The organism is Micromonospora sp. NPDC047074 (assembly GCF_040643815.1).
Taxonomy (GTDB): domain Bacteria; phylum Actinomycetota; class Actinomycetes; order Mycobacteriales; family Micromonosporaceae; genus Micromonospora.
The window spans coordinates 672,702-694,373 of sequence record NZ_JBEYVB010000002.1 but is presented as its reverse complement, the minus strand read 5'-3'; the positions used below and the strand labels follow the sequence as shown (position 1 = coordinate 694,373).

18 protein-coding genes and 1 pseudogene are annotated in these 21,672 nt (G+C 71.9%); 7 read left to right on the top strand and 12 right to left on the bottom strand.

Features of this window, described 5'->3' with window-relative positions; translation table 11 throughout:
• Positions 1–519 precede the first annotated feature (519 nt).
• The gene (locus ABZ809_RS06855; RefSeq protein WP_357561433.1) at positions 520–1,752 is read right to left on the bottom strand and encodes a cytochrome P450; all 1,233 of its coding nucleotides are present in this window, start codon (positions 1,750–1,752) and stop codon (positions 520–522) included.
• Between the two features lie 242 nt (positions 1,753–1,994).
• On the opposite strand from ABZ809_RS06855, the gene ABZ809_RS06850 reads away from it, so the two are divergent.
• Genes ABZ809_RS06850 through ABZ809_RS06840 form a run of 3 tightly spaced genes read left to right on the top strand, consistent with a single transcriptional unit; the run spans position 1,995 to position 3,844 of the window.
• Positions 1,995–2,858 carry a 3-hydroxybutyryl-CoA dehydrogenase gene (locus ABZ809_RS06850; RefSeq protein WP_357561431.1) on the top strand — a complete coding sequence of 288 codons (864 nt, stop codon included), beginning with the start codon at positions 1,995–1,997 and terminating at the stop codon, positions 2,856–2,858.
• Positions 2,855–3,352 (top strand): YbaK/EbsC family protein, encoded by a 498-nt coding sequence (locus tag ABZ809_RS06845; RefSeq protein WP_357561430.1) that lies wholly within the window; start codon positions 2,855–2,857, stop codon positions 3,350–3,352. Before ABZ809_RS06850 ends, ABZ809_RS06845 begins: the two co-directional genes overlap by 4 nt.
• 3 nt (positions 3,353–3,355) lie before the next feature.
• The gene (locus ABZ809_RS06840; RefSeq protein ID WP_357561428.1) at positions 3,356–3,844 is read left to right on the top strand and encodes a pyridoxamine 5'-phosphate oxidase family protein; all 489 of its coding nucleotides are present in this window, start codon (positions 3,356–3,358) and stop codon (positions 3,842–3,844) included.
• 27 nt (positions 3,845–3,871) lie between these two features.
• Here the strand turns inward: ABZ809_RS06840 and ABZ809_RS06835 are convergent, their stop codons facing one another.
• The 7 genes from ABZ809_RS06835 to ABZ809_RS06805 form a co-directional block, all read right to left on the bottom strand.
• The gene (locus tag ABZ809_RS06835; RefSeq protein WP_357561427.1) at positions 3,872–4,504 is read right to left on the bottom strand and encodes a hypothetical protein; all 633 of its coding nucleotides are present in this window, start codon (positions 4,502–4,504) and stop codon (positions 3,872–3,874) included.
• 3 nt (positions 4,505–4,507) lie between these two features.
• Positions 4,508–6,235, bottom strand: a complete 1,728-nt coding sequence (locus ABZ809_RS06830) for an acyl-CoA dehydrogenase family protein (RefSeq protein WP_357561426.1) — start codon at positions 6,233–6,235, stop codon at positions 4,508–4,510.
• 104 nt (positions 6,236–6,339) lie between these two features.
• A complete protein-coding gene (locus ABZ809_RS06825) occupies positions 6,340–7,389 on the bottom strand; it encodes a methyltransferase (protein ID WP_357561425.1) in 1,050 nt (349 codons plus the stop codon).
• The gene (locus tag ABZ809_RS06820) at positions 7,389–8,129 is read right to left on the bottom strand and encodes an N-acetyltransferase (RefSeq protein WP_357561424.1); all 741 of its coding nucleotides are present in this window, start codon (positions 8,127–8,129) and stop codon (positions 7,389–7,391) included. The genes ABZ809_RS06825 and ABZ809_RS06820 overlap by 1 nt, the downstream gene beginning before the upstream one ends.
• A gap of 16 nt (positions 8,130–8,145) precedes the next feature.
• Positions 8,146–8,904: a hypothetical protein gene (locus ABZ809_RS06815; protein ID WP_357561423.1), complete on the bottom strand. Its 759-nt coding sequence runs from the start codon at positions 8,902–8,904 to the stop codon at positions 8,146–8,148.
• The gene (locus ABZ809_RS06810) at positions 8,904–11,915 is read right to left on the bottom strand and encodes an amino acid adenylation domain-containing protein (protein WP_357561422.1); all 3,012 of its coding nucleotides are present in this window, start codon (positions 11,913–11,915) and stop codon (positions 8,904–8,906) included. Before ABZ809_RS06810 ends, ABZ809_RS06815 begins: the two co-directional genes overlap by 1 nt.
• Before the next feature lie 308 nt (positions 11,916–12,223).
• The gene (locus ABZ809_RS06805; RefSeq protein WP_357561421.1) at positions 12,224–13,213 is read right to left on the bottom strand and encodes a helix-turn-helix transcriptional regulator; all 990 of its coding nucleotides are present in this window, start codon (positions 13,211–13,213) and stop codon (positions 12,224–12,226) included.
• Positions 13,214–13,379: 166 nt separating this feature from the next.
• On the opposite strand from ABZ809_RS06805, the gene ABZ809_RS06800 reads away from it, so the two are divergent.
• Complete coding sequence (locus tag ABZ809_RS06800; RefSeq protein ID WP_357561420.1) at positions 13,380–14,321, top strand: 2OG-Fe(II) oxygenase family protein; 942 nt, start codon at positions 13,380–13,382, stop codon at positions 14,319–14,321.
• 224 nt (positions 14,322–14,545) lie between these two features.
• Here ABZ809_RS06800 and ABZ809_RS06795 read toward each other — a convergent pair whose 3' ends face one another.
• Complete coding sequence (locus ABZ809_RS06795) at positions 14,546–14,776, bottom strand: MbtH family protein (RefSeq protein WP_357561419.1); 231 nt, start codon at positions 14,774–14,776, stop codon at positions 14,546–14,548.
• Between the two features lie 170 nt (positions 14,777–14,946).
• Positions 14,947–15,531, bottom strand: coding sequence for a TetR/AcrR family transcriptional regulator (locus tag ABZ809_RS06790; protein ID WP_357561418.1), 585 nt, complete (start codon positions 15,529–15,531; stop codon positions 14,947–14,949).
• A gap of 93 nt (positions 15,532–15,624) precedes the next feature.
• Between ABZ809_RS06790 and ABZ809_RS06785 the strand changes: the two genes are divergently transcribed.
• The gene (locus ABZ809_RS06785; protein WP_357561417.1) at positions 15,625–17,016 is read left to right on the top strand and encodes an MFS transporter; all 1,392 of its coding nucleotides are present in this window, start codon (positions 15,625–15,627) and stop codon (positions 17,014–17,016) included.
• A 95-nt stretch (positions 17,017–17,111) separates the two neighbouring features.
• On the opposite strand, the gene ABZ809_RS06780 is transcribed toward ABZ809_RS06785, so the two are convergent.
• On the bottom strand, positions 17,112–17,327 hold the full coding sequence (locus ABZ809_RS06780) for a hypothetical protein (RefSeq protein WP_357561416.1): 216 nt from the start codon (positions 17,325–17,327) through the stop codon (positions 17,112–17,114).
• A gap of 11 nt (positions 17,328–17,338) precedes the next feature.
• Positions 17,339–18,334: a hypothetical protein gene (locus tag ABZ809_RS06775; protein WP_357561415.1), complete on the bottom strand. Its 996-nt coding sequence runs from the start codon at positions 18,332–18,334 to the stop codon at positions 17,339–17,341.
• 179 nt (positions 18,335–18,513) lie between these two features.
• On the opposite strand from ABZ809_RS06775, the pseudogene ABZ809_RS06770 reads away from it, so the two are divergent.
• Together ABZ809_RS06770 and ABZ809_RS06765 are read left to right on the top strand one after the other, a co-directional pair.
• Positions 18,514–18,951 (top strand): annotated as a pseudogene (locus tag ABZ809_RS06770) (protease inhibitor I9 family protein); the annotation flags it as partial.
• A 238-nt stretch (positions 18,952–19,189) separates the two neighbouring features.
• Positions 19,190–21,499, top strand: a complete 2,310-nt coding sequence (locus ABZ809_RS06765) for a S8 family serine peptidase (RefSeq protein ID WP_357561414.1) — start codon at positions 19,190–19,192, stop codon at positions 21,497–21,499.
• Positions 21,500–21,672 lie beyond the last annotated feature (173 nt).

Below are 21,672 nucleotides of genomic sequence, written 5' to 3'. Positions count from 1 at the left end.
CCTCGGCCTCGAACCCGGCCGCAGCCTCCAAGAACTCCAACACCGCATCCTCGAACACGACACCAAAATCCAAATCCCCGCACTCGCCAGCTGAACCCACCCGTGCTTCTCGCACCGCCGCGACGACCCCGGGACAGCATGGGCGCACGGCTGATCGACACCGGGCCAGGCAGCTCCGCCACGCGTCCACCGTCAAACACAAGATCGTGCTCGATGCTGGATCGAGTGGCATCAGTCGACAGAGAGGCCACTCGATCCAGGATCGAGCACGATCTTGCACCGCGGGGTGGGCGGTGAGGGCCACGCGCGGGTGGGCGGTGAGGGCCACGCGCGGGTGGGCGGTGAGGGCCAGGCGCGGGGCAGGCGTCGTTCCTGGACCCGGGGGTGTTCGGTCGTACCGCCTGGGTGCCTCGAGCACTTCAGGCGCGGCAGCTTCCGGCGGCCGGTGAGCCGTCGGAAACTGCCGCGCCTGAAGTGCGTCGCCACCACGCCGGGGCACGGGGTGGCCGGGTGTGCCGCCTACCGGTGCCGCAGCAGCACCGGCAACGACGCCACGTCGTTCGCCATGAACGAGCGCAGCGGCTGGATCTCCTCCGGCGACACGGCCAGCGCGAGGTTCGGGAACCTCTCGAACAGCGCCGGCACCGCCACCGCCGCCTCCAGCCTGGCCAGGCGGGCGCCGGGGCAGAAGTGCGGGCCCGCCCCGAACGCGAGGTGCTCCTTGTTCTCCCGATCGATGTCGAACACGCCCGGGTTCTCGTGCACGGCCGGGTCGCGGCCGTGCGCCAGGTAGCTGATGAGGATGGCGTCGCCCGCCCGGATGACGATCCCCTCGCCGAGGTCGATGTCCTCCTTCGCCCAGCGCATCGGCAGCGCCGCCACCGGGCAGTGCGCCCGCAGCGCCTCCTCGACCGCCTCCGGCCAGCGGGCCGGGTCCGCCCGCAGGGCCGCCAGCTGGTCCGGGTTGGCGAGCAGCTCACGGACCGTGTGGTCGATCAGGGTCACGGTCGTCTGGCTGCCGCCGCCGATGAGCAGCAGCAGCATGTCGACCAGCTCCTGCTCGCTGAGCGGCTCCTCACCCTCCACCCGGGCCGCCATCAGGAAGCTCGTCAGGTCGTCCGAGGGCTCGCGGCGCTTCAGGTCGATCAGCGTACGCATGGCGACGTTCATGTCGACGTAGACCGCGGCCGACTCCTCCTCCGGCACGTTGTCGGTGTTCAGCACCACGCGCAGGATGCGCAGCACCTCGGGCCGCAGGTCGTCCGGCACCCCGAACAGGTCGCAGATCACCCTGGTCGGCAGTTGCTGGGAGTAGGTGAGGTGCAGGTCGACCGGCTCGTCCGACGGGGCCGTGGCCAGGTCGTCGAGGAGCCGGCGGGCGACGAGCTCCACGTGCGGGCGCATCGCGTCGATCCGCTTCGGGGTCAGCGCCGGGGCCACGAGCTGCCGCAGGCGCTGGTGCTCGCGGCCCTCCGCCGTGGACATGGACTGGACGTCCACCCACGGCGCCAGCCACTTGATCTCGCCGGGGGTGTAGCTGGGCACGTTCTTCATGACGTTGCGGGAGACCCCGGGGTGGGTCAGCAGGCGCCGGACCACGTCCCCGCGGGTGATCGACCAGGCCAACATGCCTTCCGGTAGCTCGACGGCCACCGCGGGGCCGGCCGCGCGGAACTCGTCGATCTGCGCGTACAGGCACTTGCCGCCGCGGCTGTCGATCTGGGCGGTGGGGGCAGCGCTGAAGTCGACCATAGTGCGCCTCCTACGATGTTGAGGGAACAAGAGAAAGGTAAGCGTCGATCGGGAACTGTCGGGTAACAGATTTCTCGCACCCGCCACGAATCCGACTGGACAAAGGCGCAAATCATTGCGATAGACCGGCGATCCACCCTATCGTCCTTGCCACGACACTCGTCAGGGAGCGGCGATCCCGCCCTACTCGTCGAATTCCGCGACAAACCATTATGTGAAACGCGTGTGCGGAGGCAGAGAACATGGACAGGATTCGCCGGGTCGGCGTCGTCGGGTGCGGGGTCATGGGCGCCGGGATCGCCGAGACCTGCGCGCGGGCCGGATTGGACGTGCTCGTCGCGGTGTCGCGGCCCGCCTCCTTCGCGCCAGGGCTGGCGCGGCTGACCACGTCGCTCGACCGGGCGGTGGACAGGGGCAAGCTGAGCGAGGCGGACCGGGACGCGGCGCTGGCCCGGGTGACCCTCACCGCCGACCTGGCCGACTTCGCCGACCGGCAGTTGGTGATCGAGGCCGCACCGGAGCAGGAGTCGGTCAAGCTCGACGTGTTCGCCACCCTCGACAAGGTCGTCGAGGACGAGGAGGCGATCCTCGGCTCGTGCACGTCGTCCTTCCCGATCGTGCAGCTCGGTGGCGTCACCAACCGGCCCGAGAAGGTGGTGGGGATCCACTTCTTCAATCCCGCCACGGTTCTCCCGCTCGTGGAGGTGGTCGGCTCGGTCCGCACCGATCCGCGCACCGTCGACACGGTCGACGCCTTCGTCACCGAGGTGCTCGGCAAGCAGGTCGTCCGCGCCAAGGACCGGGCGGGCTTCGTGGTGAACGCGCTGCTGATCCCGTACCTGATCTCGGCCGTCCGGATGGTGGAGTCCGGGATGGCGTCGATCACCGACATCGACAAGGCGATGACGCTCGGCTGCGCGCACCCGATGGGACCGCTCCGCCTCATCGACCTGATCGGGCTCGACATCGTGGCCGCCGCCGGCGAGTCGCTCTACAAGGAGTTCCGGGAGCCGCTCTACTCCCCGCCGCCGCTGCTCGCCCGCATGGTCGCCGGTGGCCTGCTCGGCAAGAAGTCCGGCCGGGGCTTCTACGAGTACGGGAGATGACCACGTACGAGCGGCTGACGGCGCTGCTGGCGTCCCACGGCGCGAGGTTCCGCCTCATCCCGCACGAACCGCAGGGCGTCACCTCCCCGGCCAGCCGGCTGCGCGGCCATCCGCTGTCCCAGGCGGCGAAGTGCATCGTCGCGCGGGTGAAGCACGGCAAGAAGGTGAACCGCTTCGTGCTGGCCGTCGTCCCCGGCGACCGGCTGGTGGCGCTCGACGCGTTACGGGAGCTGTGGGGCGGCACCTACGCGTCGTTCGCGACCCGGGAGACGGCCGAGGAACTGTCCGGCTGCGTCAGCGGCACCATCATCCCGTTCAGCTTCCGCGACGACCTGGAACTCGTGGTGGACCCCCGGCTGCTGGACGAACCGCAGATCTACTTCAACGCCGCCCGGCTCGACATGTCGATCGCCCTGGACACGCGGGACTACGTACGCCTGGCCCGGCCGAGGATCGCGGACGTCGCCGGGGCGTCCCTCGCGGAGGTGAGCTGAACCATGGACCTCGTCGACCGGCTGCACCGCGTCCTCGCCGACGCCAAGTACCTCTCCCTGTCCACCGTGTCGGCCGAACGCCAGCCGTGGACGTCGGTGCTCCAGTACGCGTGGCTGCCCGACCCGCTGCGCTTCCTGTTCGGCTCCGCGACACAGTCCCGGCACAGCAGGCACGTGGCGGCCCGCCCGACGGTGAGCGGCGCCCTGTTCGTCACCGGCGACGGTGGGCTCACCGAGGTCGACGGCGCCCAGTTCACCGGCACCTGCCGGGAGTTGACCGCCGACGAGGTGCGCACGCACCACGGCGTGTTCTACGACGCCCTGCTGCCGGACGACGCGAGCCGGGCGGAGTACACGCTGCCCGTGTCCGCCCTGCTGCCGCCGGCGGAGCACCGGATCTACCAGATCACGGTCGACCGCGTGTGGCTCGTCGACACCAGCACCTGGATCGAGGACCGGATCGACCGCCGGATCGAGGTGGACCTGCCCTGACGGGTGGGTCCACCTCGACGCCGGGGGTCACCCGAGGATCGTCGCCCAGAACACCGCCTCGTACGCGTGCACCATCCGCGCCGCGCGCAGCACCTCCGCCGGGTCGTCGCCCGTGGCCAGGCCGGTCGACACCACCTCGGCCGCCTGCTCCAGCACCTCGTCGGGCGTCTCGGCGAAGTAGCGGAAGTGGGCGACCGCCACGTCGGAGAACCCGTACCGCGCCTGGAGCGCGTCGGCCACCCGGGCGTAGAACCCGCCGGACTCCTCGACGTTGACCAGGAGCGCCAGCGGGATCGCCGCGCGCGGCCCGAACACGGCGGTCCGGACGATGAAGTTCGGGTACGCCTGGGCGAGCGGCCGGGGCTCGTGCGCCCGCAGCTCCTTCTCCCCCAGGCCCACCGCGGCCGCGAAGTCCGGCAGCAGCCGCAGCGCCTCCTCCTCGGCCCCCGCCATCGCCAGGAACAACGGCTCGGGGAAGCGCGCCGCCAGGAACGCGAAACTGCTCCGGTCGCTGGACACCAGGTGGTGCAGCTCGCCGGCCAGGGCGGCCAGCCGGTCGACCGACACCTCACCGCGTTCCAACTGCTCCAGGAACCGGTTGGGCGCCAACTCCAACGACTGCCGGCCCTGTGCCACCAGCTCTGCGACGTACCCGTCCACTGGTCACCTCCTGATCTTTCGGTGCTGATTCGGGCGGGTCGCCGGCCCCGGTACGGGCTCGGCGATCCACGGCCCCTCGATGGACGCGTCGAGCACGCCCTCTTCCAACCAGGTGAAGTCGCCGCCCAGCACCCGTCGGGCGACCGCGACGTCGTCGGCGTCGGTGTTGGCCCACAGCCCCCGGCTGAGCACGGCCACCCGGTGCCGGGACTGGCGGCAGAACGCGTCGGCCAGCGCGACCGCCGTGCCGCCGAGCGCCTTGGCGTACACGCAGGCGGCGCTCATCGCGTACAGCTCGGCGGCAGCGTCCACGACCCGACCGAGGAACAACTGCCGCTGCGCCACCGCCTCGCCCCACCGTTCCCGGCCGCGGTCGAGGTGCCGGGCCAGCTCGGCGCACGTCGCGGCGACGGACGACAGGTGGCCTCCCAGCACGCCGAAGCCGGACGGCGGCGCGAACGGCGTGTCCGGCCCGTCGGTCGGACGTTCCTCGTCGGCGAGCGCGTCGGTGCCGACGAAGACCCGCAGCGCCTCGCTCGACCCGTCGAAGATCCGGCCGACGCGCAGGTCCCGGAACAGCTGCTCGACGGGGACGCCACGCTCGCCCCGCGCGGCGGCCGACTCCGCGGTCTCGTAGCCGCGACCGCCCCGGATCTGCATCAGCTCGTCGGCGATCCGCCACGCCTGCTCCGAGGCGAACAGCTTCGCCAGCTCGGCCTCCGTGTGCGTGTCCAGCAGGCCGGCGTCGGCGTGCCGGCCGGAGACCTCGACCATGGCCTCCAGCGCGAACGCGGTCGCCGCGATGAAGGCGATCTTGCCCGCCACCGCCTCGTGCTCGCCGATCGGCCGGTCCCACTGCACCCGGACGCCGGACCACTCCCGGGCGATCTTGAGACTCCACTTGGCCGCGGCGGCGCAGACGGCGGGCATCGACAACCGGCCGGTGTCCTGGGCGGCGAGCGCCACCTGGAGTCCTTCCCCCTCCGGACCGATCCGGTGCCGCCGCGGCACCCGGACCCGGTCCAGCCGGACGACCCCGTTCTCCAGGCCGCGCAGGCCCAGGAACGAGCTGCGGTGCTCCACCGTGACCCCCGGCGCGGCGGCCTCCACCACGAACGCGGACATCCCGCCCGGCCCGTCCGCCGACGGCGGGACCAGGGCCAGCACCACGATCAGGTCGGCGATGGTGCCGTTGGTGGTCCACAACTTCACCCCGTCGAGCCGGTAGTCGCCGTCGTCGGTCGGGGTGGCGGTGGTCCGCATCCGGAACGGGTCGTTGCCGATGTCCGGCTCGGTGAGGGCGAAGGCGGAGAGCTCGCGTACGCACCTCGGCAGCAGCTCGTGCTTCTGCGCGTCGGTGCCGAAGAGCCGCAGCGGCTGGATGAGGCCGATCGCCTGGTGCGCGCCGAGCAGCTCGCCGAGCGCGGAGTGCGCGGTGCTGACGATCATCAGAGCCCGGTGGTAGCAGACCCCCGACAGGCCCAGCCCGCCGTACTCCCGGGGGAGCTTGATGGCGAACGCGCCGAGGTCCCGCAGGCCGTCGACCACCTCGTCGGGGATCCGGTCCTCGCGCTCGATGAGCCGGCCGTCCACCTTGTCCGTGCAGAACGCGCGCAGCCGCGCGAGGAACGCCTCGGCGTCGGCGTCGAGCCCGTCGTCGGGCAACGGATCGAGCAGGTCGAGCCGCAGCCTGCCGCGCAGGAGCTCGCCGCCGAAACTCGGTCTGGACATCAGTGCCTCCCCGTTTCGCGGGTGGGTCTGGATCGGGACACGGACCGGGCCACGTTCGACTCGCGTAAGCGGGTGCGCACGTGGCCCGGTCCTCGACGTGGGGGTCAGCTCGCCGGCACGGCCTTGATCAGCGAGAGCGGGCCCGCGGCGCCGTGGCCGCACCACTCGACGGTGAAGCCGGTCTCGGCGAGCAGGGACCGGAACTCGCTCTCGGTGCGCTCCCGGCCGCCGGCCGTCACCAGCATGTTGATGTCCGTGTAGAACATCACCGGGTTGTCGGTGTTCGCGGTGTCCGGCAGCACGGATCCGACGATCAGCAGCGTCGCGTCGGCGGGAATGTTCGCGCGCACCGTGGTCAGCAGCTTCCGGGCGTTGTCGTCGTCCCAGTCCTGGAAGACGCTCTTGATGATGTACAGGTCGCCGTCGCCGGGGACCGACGAGAAGAAGTCCCCCGCGACGATCTCGCACCGGTCGGCGACACCGGCGGCGGCGAGCACGCCGGCGGCCTCGGCCACGCCCGCGGCGCTGTCGAAGCACACTCCTGTCAGGTGCGCGTGGGTGCCGAGGATCGCGGCGAGCAGCGTCCCGTCGCCGCCGCCGACATCCACGACGGTACGGACACCGGAGTAGTCGTACCCGTCGGCGACGAGCTGGGCGGACGCCCTCGACTCCTGCCCCATCGCCACGTTGAACAGCGCGGACAGCTCGGGGTTCTCGGCGAGGTGCACGTAGGCGTTCCGGCCGTGCACGTGGTCGAAGGCGCACTCACCGGTCTCGATGGAGTGCCGCACCTGCTGCCAGGACGAGAAGAGCGTGGGGTTGGTGAAGAACCGGGTGAACGCCCACAGCGAGTTCGGCGAGTCGGTGCGCAGCTGGTCGCCCACCTCGGTCAGCCGGAACTCGCCCGGCGCCGGCTCGGTCAGCACACCGATGGCCGCGAGGGTCCGCAGCAGCCGGTGCAGCGACGGCGCGTGGGTGCCCGTGGCCTCGGCGAGCTGCGCGCTCGTGACGCGACCGTCGTGGATGTGGTCGGCGAGCTTCAGCTCGGCGGCGAGCGCGAGCGACTGCGAGGCCATGTAGCCGCCGATGATCTCGATCAGCGCGGCCCGGTTGCGGATCTTGGAGGCCAGGGTGGCCGGAACAGTGCTGGTCATCAGTCATGCCTTTCCGCGAGGGGGTGTCGAACCCACACGTTGGGCTCGATGTAGACGGCGTGGTCGTGGTCGACGTTCACCGCGACCGGGGTCAGGGCACCCGGCACGACGACCGGTCCGCTGGTGTCGAACGGCAGCCCCGTCCAGGCGCGCCACTGCGCGAGGCTGCCGGAGATCGTCATGGAGGCCGGGCAGACCTGGAGGACCTCCCCGCCCGCCCGGACGTGGACGCGCAGCCACGGGTCGGTCGGCAGCCCGTCGTCGCGGGTCCGGGCCGCGTACCCGGGCATCGGCTCGTGCGGCTCGGCGTGCTTGCCGCTGGGCCGGACCGGCCCGACGACGTCGCGGTAGCCGTGCCGGCGGGCGTTGTCCTTCACCGCCGCCAGGACGCGCCCCGACATGTTCCGGGCCTGCATGCCCGGCACCACGGCGATCTCCAGCGCGCACAGCGCGGTGAGGTCGCGGCCGGCGGCGGTGTCGAGCATGCTCATCCCCAGCACCGCGTCCCAGCCGGTGTCGGGCAGGCTCGCCGGGTCGCCGTCCCACGCGAACGGCACGGCGGCCGCGCGGGCGACCACCTTGTCGTCGGCGTCGAGCACGACGAGCTGGTGCTGCGGATACCGGTCGAGGGCCCAGCCGACCACCATCGGCTCGGGCGGGATGTACTCGGGCCAGGAGGCCTCCATGTGGAGCATCCCGTCCAGCAGGTCCGGTCGCTCCGCGAGGGTCAGCACGCGCACGGGTAACCTCCGTCGGTCAGGCGGCCAGGCTGCGCGCGGGCAGCTGGTCCGCGGCCATGGCGCAGTCGTCGTCGGCGTGCTCGCGCAGCAGCGCCAGGTATTCGGAGCGGGGCACCGGGACGGCGCCGATGAGCTTCGCGTGCTCGCCGTCGTGCTGCACGTCGACCGCCACCCCGCCGCTGTCCGCGACGCGCCGCACCAGGCACGCGACCGCCACCTTCGCCGCGCCGCTGCGCAGGGCGAACTGGGAGTCGGCGCTGAACACGCCGCCGACCCGTACGCCGAACGTGCCGCCGACCAGCTCGTCGCCCTCCCAGACCTCGACGCTGTGGGCGTGCCCCGCCGCGTGCAGTTCGCGCAGCGCCGACACGAGCCGGTCGGTCAGCCACCGGGGCTCGCGGCCCACCCGGCAGTGCTGCACCACCCGGTCGAAGCAGACGTCGAGGGTCGTCGTCCACTCCACCTTGTTGCGCAACTGCCGGCGCAGGCTGCGCTGGATGCGGGCCCGGTCCACCAGGATCACCGGGCGCGGGTCCGGCGAGCACCAGGCGACCGCGTACGGGTCGACGCTGCCGGCCAGCACCGCGATCCGCCCGGCGGCGACGTCGCCCGCGTAGGTGAACTCGCTGACGATCTTGCGTTCCTCGGTGTCGGCCGGGAACGGGAACAACCCTCGCCGGTAGGCGCCGAGCAGTGTCGCCGGGGACAGGTCGTCGCCGAACGCGACGGGTCCCTCGCCGGGGGCGGCGTCGAGGTCGAGCGTCTCCCAGCCCATCACGCGGCCCGCAGGAACTCGGTGCGGGTGAGGTAGCCGATGTAGCGGTCGAGCATCTCCGCGTCCACCGTCGGGATCTCGATGCCGCTGCCGCGCAGGGCGTCCTCCACGTTGGTGCGGGTGAAGACGGGGAACGTGGTCTCCAGGTACATCTCCGCGACGCTCATCTGGCCCGTCGCGCAGCGGTCGATGAACAGCGGCGCGAAGGGCGTCATCGGGTGGTCGGGTTGCTCGACCGCGATTCGCACCATCTCGTCGAGCCACTCGGCCCACGGCACCTCGCGGATGTCGTGCCCGTGCGCCCGCAAGCGCTCCACGAGGACCGAGATGTTGACCTTTCCGGGGTTGGTCAGGTGGTAGACCTCGCCGGCGGGCCGGGACGTCCGCGCGATGTGCGCGACGGCGGCGGCGAAGACGTCGACAGGCGTGTAGTCCAGCGGCAGCTCCGCCACCGGGGCGGTGCCGGTGTCCACCACGAACTTCTTCATCGCGCACATCTCGGTCGCGGTGTTCCACGCGCCGTTGACCCGGTCGCCGGAGATGTCGGCCGCGCGGTAGATCGCCACGGGCAGCCCCTGCTCCGCCGCCCGGTGCAGCAGCGCCTCCGCCACCCACTTGCTCTCCACGTACCCGACGGAGAGGTGGTCGGCGTACGCCAGCGGGGTGTCCTCGTCGACGTGCCGGACCCCGGCGGTGCCGAAGCCCGCGACCACCGCCATGGTCGAGGTGTAGTGCACCGGGACGTTGCGGTACCGCGCGGCCATCCGGATGATCTCGCGGGTGCCGTCAACGTTCGCCGGCCGCATGTGCGAGTACGGGTAGATGAAGTTGACGGCCCCGCCGGGGTGGTGGATGACGTCGGCCGTGCGGGCCAGCTCGTCGAAGGCCGCCTCGGACAGGCCGAGCCCGGGCTCCGCGAGGTCGCCGGGGACGGCGACGATCCGGCCCGCCGCCGCGTACCCGGCGAGGTCGTCGCCGAAGTAGTGGCGCGCGTTGGCCTGGATGCGGGCCAGGCCGCGCTCCGACCCGTCGGCACGGACGAGGCAGTGCACCACGGCGTCCGTGGTGGCCAGCAGTTCCCGCAACAGGTAGATGCCCAGGAAGCCGGTGGCACCGGTGAGGAACACGTGCCGGGGGTCCCGCCAGCGTGGCTCCTCGGGCACGTCGCGCCGGACGGGGACGTCCAGCCGCGTCTCCGCGGCGAAGTCCACCCGCTTGCGGGTGTCGTCGCCGGCGAGCGTGCCCTCCCGGGCGTCGCGCACCGCCCGCGCCAGGCCGCGTGGCGTCGCGTCCTCCAGCAGCAGCCGGATCAGCGGACGCACCTGGGTGATGAGTACGCCGAAGGAGCCCCGGACCTTCGCGAGCAGCTCGGCGGCGAGGATCGAGTTGCCGCCCTGCGCGAAGAAGTTGTCGTCCGGCAGCACCCGGGGCACGCCGAGCACCTGCCCCCAGAGCCGGGCGACGCCGCGTTCCACCAGGTCGGTCGGGGCGTCGTCCGCCCCCTCGGACGCGGCGGTCGCGGCGCTCGGCGCGGGCAGCGCGGCCAGGTCGACCTTGCCGTTGGCCTTCAGCGGCAGCTCGTCGAGGGCGACGAACGTCGTCGGCACCATGTAGTCGGGCAGGTGGCGGCCCGCGAACTCGCGCAGCCGCGCGGCGTCCGGGGGCTGCGGCCCGGTGTGGTACGCGACCAGCCGCCGCTGGCCGTTGTGCTCGTACGTGGTGACGGCGACCGTGTCGACGCCGTCGTGCGCCGCGAGGGTCGCCTCGATCTCGCCGGGCTCCACCCGGAAGCCACGGATCTTGGTCTGCCGGTCGATCCGCCCGACCACCTCGAGGTTGCCCTGGGCGGTCCAGGAGCCCAGGTCGCCGGTCCGGTACATCCGGGCGCCGGGGGCGGGCGCGAACGGGTCCGGCACGAAGCGACCGACGTCCTCGGTGAGGTAGCCCCGCGCCACACCGCGCCCACCGATGTGGATCTCACCGCGTTCGCCGGGGGCGACCGGCCGGCCGTGCTCGTCGAGGACGTACACGGTGGTGCCGGGCAGTGGCCTGCCGACCGGGGCGGCGCCCCGGTCGGGCAGCACGTCGGCGGTCACGTCCATCAGGCAGGAGGTGATCGTGGTCTCCGTGAGCCCGTACGCGTTGACCAGCCGCACCCCGGGCATCAGGTCCAGCGCCGTGCGGCAGTCCTCCGCGTTGACCGCCTCGCCACCCACGATCACCATCCGGACCGGCAGCTCGCCGGCTCCCGTGGCGACCTCGGCGAGGAACCGCCGCCAGTACGCCGGGGTCAGGTCCATCACCGTGATCCCGTAGTGCCGCAGGCGTTCCGGCAGCTCGCTGGGCGCCCAGCTCAACTCGGGCAGCACGAGGGTCGCGCCGCCGAGCAGCGCGACCGTGATCTGCTCGATGGAGGTGTCGAAGGAGAGCGCGCCGAACTGCAACACCCGGTCCTCGGGGGTGACGCCGTACCGGGCGGCCAACTCGCCGCACAGGTAGCTCAGCGACTCGTGGTTGACCACCACGCCCTTCGGCGTACCGGTGGAGCCCGACGTGTAGATGACGTACGCGGCGTCCGCGCCGCCGACCGCCACCGCCGGAGCGGTCGCGGCGCTGGCCGCGTCGGCCGCGGTGAGCGCCGTGACCGGCAGGTCGGCGAACCGCGCCACGTCCCGCGCGTGGGTGACGACGGTCGTGCAGCCGGTCTCCTTCACGAACGCCTCGACCCGGCCGTCCGGCAGCGCGGGATCCACGGGCAGGTAGGTCGCGCCCGCCTTCCAGATGGCGAGCAGGCCGACGACGGCGTCGATGGAGCGCTCCAGGTGGAGCATGACCACGGATTCCGCGCCGACCCCCTGGTCGACGAGGCCGCGGGCCAGCCCGTTCGCCCGGCTCTCCAGGTCCGCGTAGCTGATGCGCGCGTCGCCCTGTACGACCGCGATCCGGTCGGGCTGCGACGCCGCGCGGACGGCGATAAGTTCGTGGACACACGGTTGCGTACGGATGTTCATATTTTCCCTCGGGTGTGAGCACGGTCGTACCCGTGGATTTACCTGCCACTGACCCAACGAAATTCGGTATGAGGGACACTACTGCCTCGGGCCGGTTCCCCCGACTACCAGAATGAGCACGCTCGGAGAATTTGCACTACTCATCAGAGTAGTCCTCGGGGCGCGCTGGAACCGCCGTCGAATTCGACATGAAGGGCGCGGAGAAACGCGATGTCGCGACAATGCGTGAAGTGAGGTCCAGCCTACGCCGCGAGGCGCACCGGCACGGGCCGGGCCTACGCCGCGAGGCGCACCGGCACGAGCCGGGCCTACGCCGCGGAGGAGACCGGCACGTGCCGGACCAGCTCGGCCCGCGAGGAGATGCCCAACCGGCGGAACAGGCCACGGAGGTGGTAGTTGACGGTGTGCGGCGACAGCCGTACCCGGGTCGCGATCTGCCGGTTGGTCATGCCCTCGGCCACGAGTCGTGCGATGGCCCGCTCGACGCCGCTGAACGACTCCCAGGCGCCGCCTCCGTCGCCGCGGCGGTCCCCGACACCGGGCGCGGCGCGCAGCGCGATCCTTCTCCGCAGGTCGGCGTGGACCCGGTCGGCAGAGACCCGGTCGCCGTGCACCCGGTCGACGGAGGCCCGGTCGACGGGGGCCTGGTCGGCAGGCTCGGCCGCCGGCTCGCCCGCGCCGGACGCGGCCGGTCGCCGGCACAGCCGGTCGCGGTCGGCGCGCAGCGCCTGCCACACGGCCGGCGGCAGCGCGTCGAGCACCGCCCACCACACGAGCTCGTGGCGGAAGGCGAGGTCGTCGCCCACCCAGTGCAGCAGGCCGGCATCGAGCAGCGCGTCCAGTTCCGGCAACATCTGGGCGGTGTTCCGCCCGGTCATCGCCGCCAGCTCCGCCAGCCGGCAGGCCCGGCCGAGCACGGCGGCCACCCGGATGAGCTGCCAGGATCCGGTCGGCGCGGCGCACAGCCTGGCCCGGACCAGGTTCTGGACCCGCTTCGGCGTCCGCGCCCGCCCGGTGCCCCGCACGACCCCCTCCGCCCGGACGCCTTCCAGCAGCTCGGCGAGGAGCAGCGGGTGCCCGCCCGCCGCGGCGACGAGCGCCCGCACGGCCGGCTCCACCGGGGCGCCCAGCGCGTCGACGACGAGCCGGGTCACGGCGTCCCCGGACAGCGGGGCCGGCACGGTCTCGCCGCGCCCGGCGCCCGGCGCCGCGCCGGCCGTCAGTGCCGCGGGACCGTGAACGGCCATCTCGGCGAGTGTCCCGACCATCTGCAACCGCTGCTCATCCTCGTACCCCACGACGCAATCGTGCATGTGAATGTCTTCGACCCTCAACATTTCATTACCGAGAGGTGTGGCGACCGATTACCCCAAACGGGCCGTACGGAGTCTCGGACACTTGCCGGCCAATGACCGATGATTGCTTCGATCAATGTAGGAGGCGACCGGAGAGAGGCGGACAATTGTGACGACCGTAGTGGTCCAGGATTTCGTGCCGACGATCGACCTGTCGGATCGCGGCACCGCCGAGGGGCGGGCGGCCATCGCGGCCGCGGTCGGCGGGGCGTGCGAGGGCTCGGGGTTCTTCACCGTCGTGGGGCACGGCGTGCCGGACGACCTGGTGTCCCGCATGTACACCGCCACGAAGGCCTTCTTCACCCAGCCGGAGGAGGAGAAGGAGAGGAGCGCGAACCGTGGCTCCGGCGTGGCGGGACTCCGCCGGCCCGGCGGCCCGTACGAGGCGTTCGCGGCGCACGTGACAGGTGACCGCAGCGAGGAGGAACGCGCAGGGCTCGGCACGCACCCGGCCACCTGGAAGGCGGCGAACATCTGGCCGGACGACAGCTTCAAGGCGGTCTGGCACGAGTACATCGCGGCCATGACCGACCTGTCGGCGGACATCATGCGGCTGTTCGCGCTCGCGCTCGGCCTGCCGGAGGGGTTCTTCGACAGCAAGTTCGACGACCACGTGTCGCTGATCATCGCGAACTACTACTACCCCACGCCCGACGACGGCGTGCTGCGGCGGGAGCGGCACACCGACTGGGGCAGCCTGACGGTGCTCTACGTGGAGGACGAGTTGGGCGGGCTCCAGGTCATGCGCGGCGAGGACGACTGGCTGGACGTGCCCCCGACTCCCGGCAGCTTCGTGGTGAACATCGGTGACCTGATGGCGTTCTGGACCGGCGGCCGGTGGAAGTCGACGGTGCACCGGGTGGTCAACCCCGAGGGGACGGACGCCCCCTCGCGTGTCTCCATCCCCTTCTTCTACCTGCCCAACCACGACGCCACGATCGAGCCGATGCGCCCGCTGGCACCGACCAGCGCCGGATCCGGGCTCGACCAGGTGACCGTGGGTGAGTGGTTCTCGCACAAGATGCAGTCGACCTACCAGGCCTCCGCATAGCCGGCACCCCACCCCACCCCACCCCCGCCCCCCGACCCCGCCTCTCGTCGATCTTGCACTTTCTGCCCCGGCACAAGCCACATTCCGCCCGAAGCGAGGGCCGAAACTGCAAGATCGACGGCGCGGGCGGCGGCGCGGGTGGCGGCGCGGGGTGGCGGCGCGGGGTGGCGGCGCGGGTGGCGGCGCGGGGTGGCGGCGCGGGGTGGCCGGAGGGGTGGCCGGTCCTACCGGAGGGGCTCCGTGGTCGCCCCGTCGTCTGCGGCGAGCGCGTCGCGGAGACTGAGCGGCCGCATGTCCGTCCAGGTCCGCTCGATGTGGTCCAGGCACTCCTGCCTGGTGCCCGTCCGACCGGCGTCGCGCCAGCCCGCCGGCACCTCGCGGTCCGCCTGCCAGATCGAGTACTGCTCCTCGTCGTTCACGACCACCCGGAACGCGACGTCGTTCTGCTCCGTCACCGTCACACCTCTCACTCGCTTCAGGGGTTGGCCGCGGCGTCGGGGCACGTCGTGAGCCGGGTGGGACCGGTCCCCGCTGCGACCGCCGGGCGGCACCCGCCCGCCCTATCGAACCGCGACGATACGGCGGGGCCGCCGTCGGCGCCAGCGAACGGCACCCGGGGCGTTCGTCAGCCGCCGGCGCGGCAGGCGGCGAGGACCGTCTCGGAGACGAGGCGGGGCGCCTCCGTCCGGTCCAGTTGCCCGGTCGCCACGTCGGCGGCGGCGCCCTTCATGACGTAGTGCAGGACGCTGGTCAGCCAACTGGCCGGAAGGTCGGTCCGGAAGATCCCCTCGGCCTGTCCGCGGCGGATCAGCTGGTCGACCCGCCGAGCCGGCCCGGCGTGGAGTTCGTGCACGCGGCCCGGAGGCAACGACGCCTGCGCCGCCTCCAGGAGCGCGCTCGACTGGGCGATGAGCAGCCAGCTCGATCCGACCAGTACGCGCAGCGCGTCCTGCGGGTCGCCGGTCAGGTCGAGGCCGGCCAGCAGCTTCTCCCCGTCGGCGAGCACCCGGGCCAGCGCGGCCTCGACCAGGACGTCCCGGGACGGGAAGTGCCCGTAGAGGGTCACCCGGCCCACCCCCGCCGCCTGGGCGATCTCGCTCACACTCGCGTCGGGGTCGCGGCCGAGGCAGGCCACCGCCGCGTCGAGGATCCTCTCCACGTTGTGCTGGGCGTCAGCCCGGCGGGTCGACTTGGCCGATGGGCGAGTCATGGAACTTCCCCTAACTCGAACAGTCGTGTATGAGTTAACGTGATCGCGTAACTCGAACACTACCGTTCAACTTAGTGGAGGAGCCCGGCAGCCATGGCAGAACCTGTGACAGCGACCGATGCCCCCGCGACCCCGAGCCCACACCCGCAGCGCTGGCGGATCCTGGGTCTCGTCGGCATCGCCCAGCTGATGCTGATCCTGGACGTCACCGTCGTCGCGATCGCGCTGCCGCACATGGGAGCGGATCTCGGGCTGGAGCGGGAAACCCTCACCTGGGTGGTCAGCGGATACACCCTCACCTTCGGCGGCCTGCTGCTGCTCGGTGGCCGCGCCGCCGACCTGTTCGGAGCCCGGCGCCTCGTCCTCGCGGGTCTGCTGCTGTTCAGCGTCGCGTCCCTGGTCGCCGGGCTGGCAGCGAACGGCCCCATGCTGTTGGGCGGTCGTATCGGGCAGGGCGTCGCCGCCGCGATCCTCTCCCCCGCCGCGCTGTCCCTCGTCGTCACCATCTTCGACGGCGACGAGCGCAACAAGGCGCTCGGCATCTGGTCGGCGCTCGGCGGCGGTGGCGCGGCGCTGGGCGTCCTCCTCGGCGGCCTGCTCACCGCCGGACCGGGCTGGCCCTGGGTGTTCTTCGTCAACGTGCCGATCGGGGTCATCCTGTTGGTGGCCCTGCGGATGCAGCTTCCGCCCCAGGCGCCCACCGGTGCGTCGGCCCGACTCGACCTGCTCGGCGCGGTACTCGTGACGGCGGCCACCGGCTCGCTCATCTACGCGCTGATCCGGGCCGGCGACATCGGTTGGGGCAGCCCGACGATCCTGGCGCTACTGGCGGCCGCCGTACTCCTCTACGCCGCGTTCGTCTTCCGCCAGCGCCGCGCCGCCAGCCCGCTGATGGACGTACGACTCCTGCTCCGCCGGCCGGTGGCGACCGGGGCGCTGCTGATCCTCGTCGCGACCGCGCTGATGATCACCGTCTTCTTCCTGGGCACGTTCTACCTCCAGAACCACCGGGACTACGGCGCCCTGCTCACCGGGCTGCTCTTCCTGCCCGTGGCGATCACCACCATGCTCGGCGCGAACGCCGCCGGCCGCGTCATCGGTAAGATCGGGGCACGCACCCTCGGCGTCCTGGGGCTGCTCGTCGCCGCGGCCGGCATGGCTGTTCCCGCCGCCGTCGACGGGACCGTGGCCCTCGTGATCGGGGTGAGCGTCGCCGCCTCCGGCACGGGCGTCCTCTTCGTCGTGGCCTCCGCCGTCGCACTCGGCCAGGTCGCGCCGCACGAGGCCGGTCTCGCGTCCGGCATCGTCAGCACCTTCCACGAGTTCGGCGCCTCGCTGGGTGCCGCCGTCGTGTCGAGCATGGCCGCGGCGAGCATCGCGGGCACCAGCACCACCGGTTTCTCCCGCGGCTTCACCACCGGCGCCGTCATCGCCGTCGCCGCAGCGGTCCTGGCCTTCTTCCTCACCCCGCGCCCGGCCCGCTGACACCCCGAACTGGTCGCCGGTGGGGGCCCGCCCACCGGCGACCCACGGGGGTCACGGAACCGCCCGGCGCGCCACCGGAGAGCCGGCGAACAGGTTCAGCCCTGGCCTTCGTGGGCCAGTTCCCGTTCGCGGGCGCCGACCGGGGGCGCGGTCGGGTGCAACGTCGCGCGCAACGGACCGCGCAGCAGGCAGTAGCCGACGGCCACCACCGTGCCCAGCACGGCGCACGCCGACCACAGCGACCTGTCGCCGAGATTGTCGATGATGAGCCCCCCGAGCAGCGGACCGGCGAGCCGACCAGTCCCCCGCACCGCAGACGGGGTCAGAGCCAGCCGCGCGCGGACGCCTCGACGCCGGCCTGGAACCGGGTCGTGGCGCCCAGCCGCTCGATGACGCCCGCGATCCGGCGGGTGGCGGTACGGGCACTCACCCCGAGTTGACGGGCGATCGATTCGTCCTTGAGACCGGCCTTGAGCATCTTGAGCAGCAGCAGGTCCTCGTCGCTCGGCTTGTCGTCGACCGGCGGATGGGCACCGACGAGCGGCGTGGCCCGGCCCCAGTACGCCTGGAACAGCTCGACCAGCGCGTCGAGCAGCCCCGAGGGGTGGATCAGCGCGATGTTGTCGTAGGCCCCACCGGTGAGCGAGACCACCGCCACCCGCAGGTCCATGATCCGTAGCTTGAACGGCAGGCTCGGGAGCATCCGGGCCTGCTCACCGGCCTCGGCGAGCCTGACCAGCAGCTCGAAGCGGCCCGGGCGCCCCATGGACTCCGGGCAGTAGACGGTGCGAATGTCCACCCCTCTGGCGATGAGGTCCTCGCTCTCCGCGATCTCCGCCTCGTTCGTGTCGGGGGTACCGTCCACATGCTTCATGTAGGGCGGCCGGTCGAGCACCCACAGGTGGGTGCGTACGGACCGGAGGAGTTCGTCCACCCGGCGGTTGACCGTCTCCCGGCCGGACAGCACCTCCACCCAGCGCCCGGGATCACGCAGCCGCGCCGTCTGGAACAACTGGGCGAAGTCCGCGACCGCGGCCTGCACGCCGTCCAGCGCCGCTTCCGTCTCCAGCCGGCGCCGGGCGACGAGCGCTGTCAGTGCCGCCTGCGGCCCCGAGGCCTCGTACCTGCCCGGTGCCGTCCGTCTCAACAGGCCGAGCCTGCTCAGTCGGGTGACGGCGCTGCGCACGCGCGCCGGGTTGACGCCCAGGGCGCCGGCGCTCTCCGACAGTGAGTGGTCGGGCTGAACCAGCAGGAGACGGTAGACCTGTTCGTCGAATTCGCTGACGCCCAACGCACCCAGCACCGGATCGTTCCGCACATCCCACCTGCCCGTAACCAGCGCCTCTGGCGCGTGACGCCATTCGCCACGTGACCGAAGACGTCATGAAGATATCTCGACTTCTTCCGGGCTGAGACGTTCACTACTCACCATCCCACCTGGCGATCTTGCCAGTGTGGGCAGGCTGTCTTCGTCTCCAAACCCCCCAAAGAGGAGCAATGGCCCGCAGGATCCAGCAAACCGCCCGGTACGGCGCGGCGATAGTCGCCGCGGCCCTCGCGATCACGATCAGCCCGGTCCCGGCGTCCGCCCAGCCGGTGCCTCCGCCGTCGCCGACCCTGCTGCCCTCGGGTTCCGGCGGCAGCGCCACCTACATCGTCACCCTGGCCGAGAAGCCGCTGGCGACCTACGAGGGCGGGGTCGCCGGAATCGCCGGCACCAGGCCCGCCAAGGGCAGGAAGGTGGACGTGGGCGCCGCCAACGCCCAGCGCTACCGCAGCCACCTCAGGGACAGGCACACCAGGGTGGCGCGCAGCGTGGGCGCCGAGGCGCTCCGGAGCTACTCCGTCGCCTCGAACAGCTTCGTCGCGGAACTGACCCGGGCGCAGGCGGTGCGGCTGCTGGTCACGGGTGGCGTGGTCTCCGTGGTCCCGGACCAGCTGCACAAGATTACGAACGACCGCAACTCCGTTGACTTCCTCGGTCTCTCCGGCAGCAAGGGCGTGTGGTCCACGCTCGGCGGCACGGTCAACGCCGGCAAGGGCGTCGTCGTCGGCGTGATCGACACCGGCATCTGGCCGGAGAGCACGTCGTTCACCGCGCCGGCTCTCGGCGCGACCCCGCCCACGGCGGCCGACCCCGTACCGGCCGTACCTGCAGGGCACCACCACCGTCATGCACAAGGCCGACGGCAGCACGTTCACCGGCACCTGCCAGACCGGCGAGCAGTTCGCCGCGACCCTCTGCAACGAGAAGGTCATCAGCGCCCGGTACTTCGGGGAGTCCTGGCTGCGGGCCGTCCCGCCCGCGCAGCGGAAGGACTACGTCTCGCCCCGGGACGCGCAGGGGCACGGCACGCACACCGCCGGCACGGCCGCCGGGAACACCGCGGTCCCGGTCACCGAGCAGGGTGTCGACTTCGGAAACATCTCCGGCGTCGCGCCGGGCGCCAAGATCGCGGTCTACAAGGCGCTCTGGCAGGGCACCACCGACAGCACGACCAACGGGCACACGTCGGACATCGTCGCCGCCATCGACCAGGCCGTCGCCGACGGCGTCGACGTCATCAACTACTCGGTGGGCACCGCGAGGGAGTCGTCGCCGGACGACCCGACGCAGCTCGCGTTCCTCAACGCGGCGGCGGCGGGCGTCTTCGTCGCCGCGTCCGCCGGCAACTCCGGGCCATCCGCGTCGACGCTGGACAACACCGTGCCGTGGGCGATGACGACGGCCGCCAGCACCCTCGAGCCGTACCCGGCGAGCGTGGAGCTGGGCAACGGCGCCCGGTTCAACGGCACCAGCACGACCGTCGCGGCCCCGTTCGGGCCCAAGCCGCTGATCTCCTCCCGGGCGGCGCGGGCCGCCGGCGTCGGAGATGTCGAGGCGGACAACTGCATGACCGGCAGCCTGGACCCGGCCAAGGTCGCCGGCAAGGTCGTCCTCTGTCTCCGTGGTGTCGTCCTGCGGCCGATCAAGTCCGCCGAGGTCGCGCGGGCCGGCGGCGTCGGGATGGTGCTGGCCAACCCGAGCGACCAGGACCTCAGCGGTGACCTGCACAGCGTGCCCACCGTGCACGTCAACTGGCCCGACACCCAGGCTGTGCAGGAGTACGCGGCGACCGCCGGCGCACAGGTCACCCTGCTGCCGACCGGCCCGAGCATGCCGTACCCCCAGGTGGCGCCGTTCTCCTCGCGCGGGCCGTCGCTGAACCACGCCGACCTGCTCAAGCCGGACATCGCGGCTCCCGGCGTGGCGATCCTCGCGGCGGTGGCCCCGCCAGGCGCCGAGGGCAAGAACTTCGACTTCTACTCCGGCACCTCGATGGCCGCCCCGCACATCGCCGGTCTGGCGGCGCTCTACCTCGCCAAGCACCCGGACTGGTCGCCGGCGCGGGTCAAGTCCGCCATGATGACCACCACCTTCGCCACCAAGACCGCGACCGGGGCGCCGAGCGGTGACGTCTTCGCCCACGGCGCGGGCCACGTCGACCCGACCCGGATGCTCGACCCCGGCCTGGTCTACGACGCGTCCGAGCAGGACTGGCTGGGCTACCTGGAAGGGCTGGGCTACCGGACGGGTTCCGGCGTCACGCCGATCCGGGGCAGCGACCTGAACTACCCGTCCATCGGGGTCGGCAAGCTCTTCGGCACCCACACCGTCACCCGTAGGGTCACCGCCGTCACCCCCGGCAACTACCACGCCAAGGTCGACCTGCCCGGGTTGAAGGTCAAGGTGAGCCCCTCCACCCTGCACTTCAAGAAGGCCGGCGAGACCAAGGAGTTCACCGTCTCCATGGAGCTCAGGACGGCCCCCGCCGGCGTGCCGACCATCGGTTCGCTGACCTGGACGGGTGGCGGCACCGCCGTACGCAGCCCGATCGTGGTGACCCCGCAGAGCATGATCGCGCCGACCGAGATCCGGGGCACCGGCCCCGCCGGCTCCGCCTCTTTCGAGGTGACTCCGGCGCTCACGAAGTTCCCGATCAGGACCTACGGCATGGTCGCGGGGCCGCTGCTGCCCGGCACGGTACGCCCCGAGGACATCTGGGGTAAGCAGTACGCGGTCACGGTGCCGGCCGGCACGAAGGCGGTGGAGTTCACCGTACGCTCGGACAACCCGCAGGCGGGCCTGCTGTACTTCATCGCGCGGGAGACGGACGGGGTCCTGAGCCTGGTGGACAGCTCCGGCTTCCCATCCGCCGAGCAGCGGTTCGCCACTGCCGCGCCAGTACCCGGCGTGTACACCGTCTACGTTCTCACTTTCGAGAACCTGCCGGGTACCACGGAGACGCCGTTCACCGTGCAGGCGAACCTGATCGCCGGGACGGGGGGCGTCGGCAACCTGACGGTCTCCCCCGACAAGCCCAAGGTCACCCCGGGGACTCCGCTGACGGTCACCGCCAACTGGTCGGGCGTGCCCGCCGGGCGGCACACGGGCTACATCGAGTACCCGAACGGAACCGGCACAGTGGTGAGCATCAACTGATCGTGTAAGGAAGGGGCCCTTGCTGACGCTACGCGTCAGCGAGGGCCCCTTCCTCCCCGTCGGCCGACTCCGGGCGCGACTGCTGGCGGCGGCTGCTCAGGCCGCCCTTTCGTACGGAGGTCGCATCCGTAGTCGAAACAAGCTTCGGAAAGCCGGCACGGGACCCGTTGCAA

Excerpts from the sequence above, each read along its gene's own strand:
- ABZ809_RS06855 (WP_357561433.1), bottom strand. The coding sequence starts at position 1,752 with ATGGTCGACTTCAGCGCTGCCCCCACCGCCCAGATCGACAGCCGCGGC.
- ABZ809_RS06850 (WP_357561431.1), top strand. The coding sequence starts at position 1,995 with ATGGACAGGATTCGCCGGGTCGGCGTCGTCGGGTGCGGGGTCATGGGC.
- ABZ809_RS06845 (WP_357561430.1), top strand. The coding sequence starts at position 2,855 with ATGACCACGTACGAGCGGCTGACGGCGCTGCTGGCGTCCCACGGCGCG.
- ABZ809_RS06840 (WP_357561428.1), top strand. The coding sequence starts at position 3,356 with ATGGACCTCGTCGACCGGCTGCACCGCGTCCTCGCCGACGCCAAGTAC.
- ABZ809_RS06830 (WP_357561426.1), bottom strand. The coding sequence starts at position 6,235 with ATGTCCAGACCGAGTTTCGGCGGCGAGCTCCTGCGCGGCAGGCTGCGG.
- ABZ809_RS06825 (WP_357561425.1), bottom strand. The coding sequence starts at position 7,389 with ATGACCAGCACTGTTCCGGCCACCCTGGCCTCCAAGATCCGCAACCGG.
- ABZ809_RS06815 (WP_357561423.1), bottom strand. The coding sequence starts at position 8,904 with ATGGGCTGGGAGACGCTCGACCTCGACGCCGCCCCCGGCGAGGGACCC.
- ABZ809_RS06810 (WP_357561422.1), bottom strand. The coding sequence starts at position 11,915 with ATGAACATCCGTACGCAACCGTGTGTCCACGAACTTATCGCCGTCCGC.
- ABZ809_RS06790 (WP_357561418.1), bottom strand. The coding sequence starts at position 15,531 with ATGACTCGCCCATCGGCCAAGTCGACCCGCCGGGCTGACGCCCAGCAC.
- ABZ809_RS06785 (WP_357561417.1), top strand. The coding sequence starts at position 15,625 with ATGGCAGAACCTGTGACAGCGACCGATGCCCCCGCGACCCCGAGCCCA.
- ABZ809_RS06765 (WP_357561414.1), top strand. The coding sequence starts at position 19,190 with ATGCACAAGGCCGACGGCAGCACGTTCACCGGCACCTGCCAGACCGGC.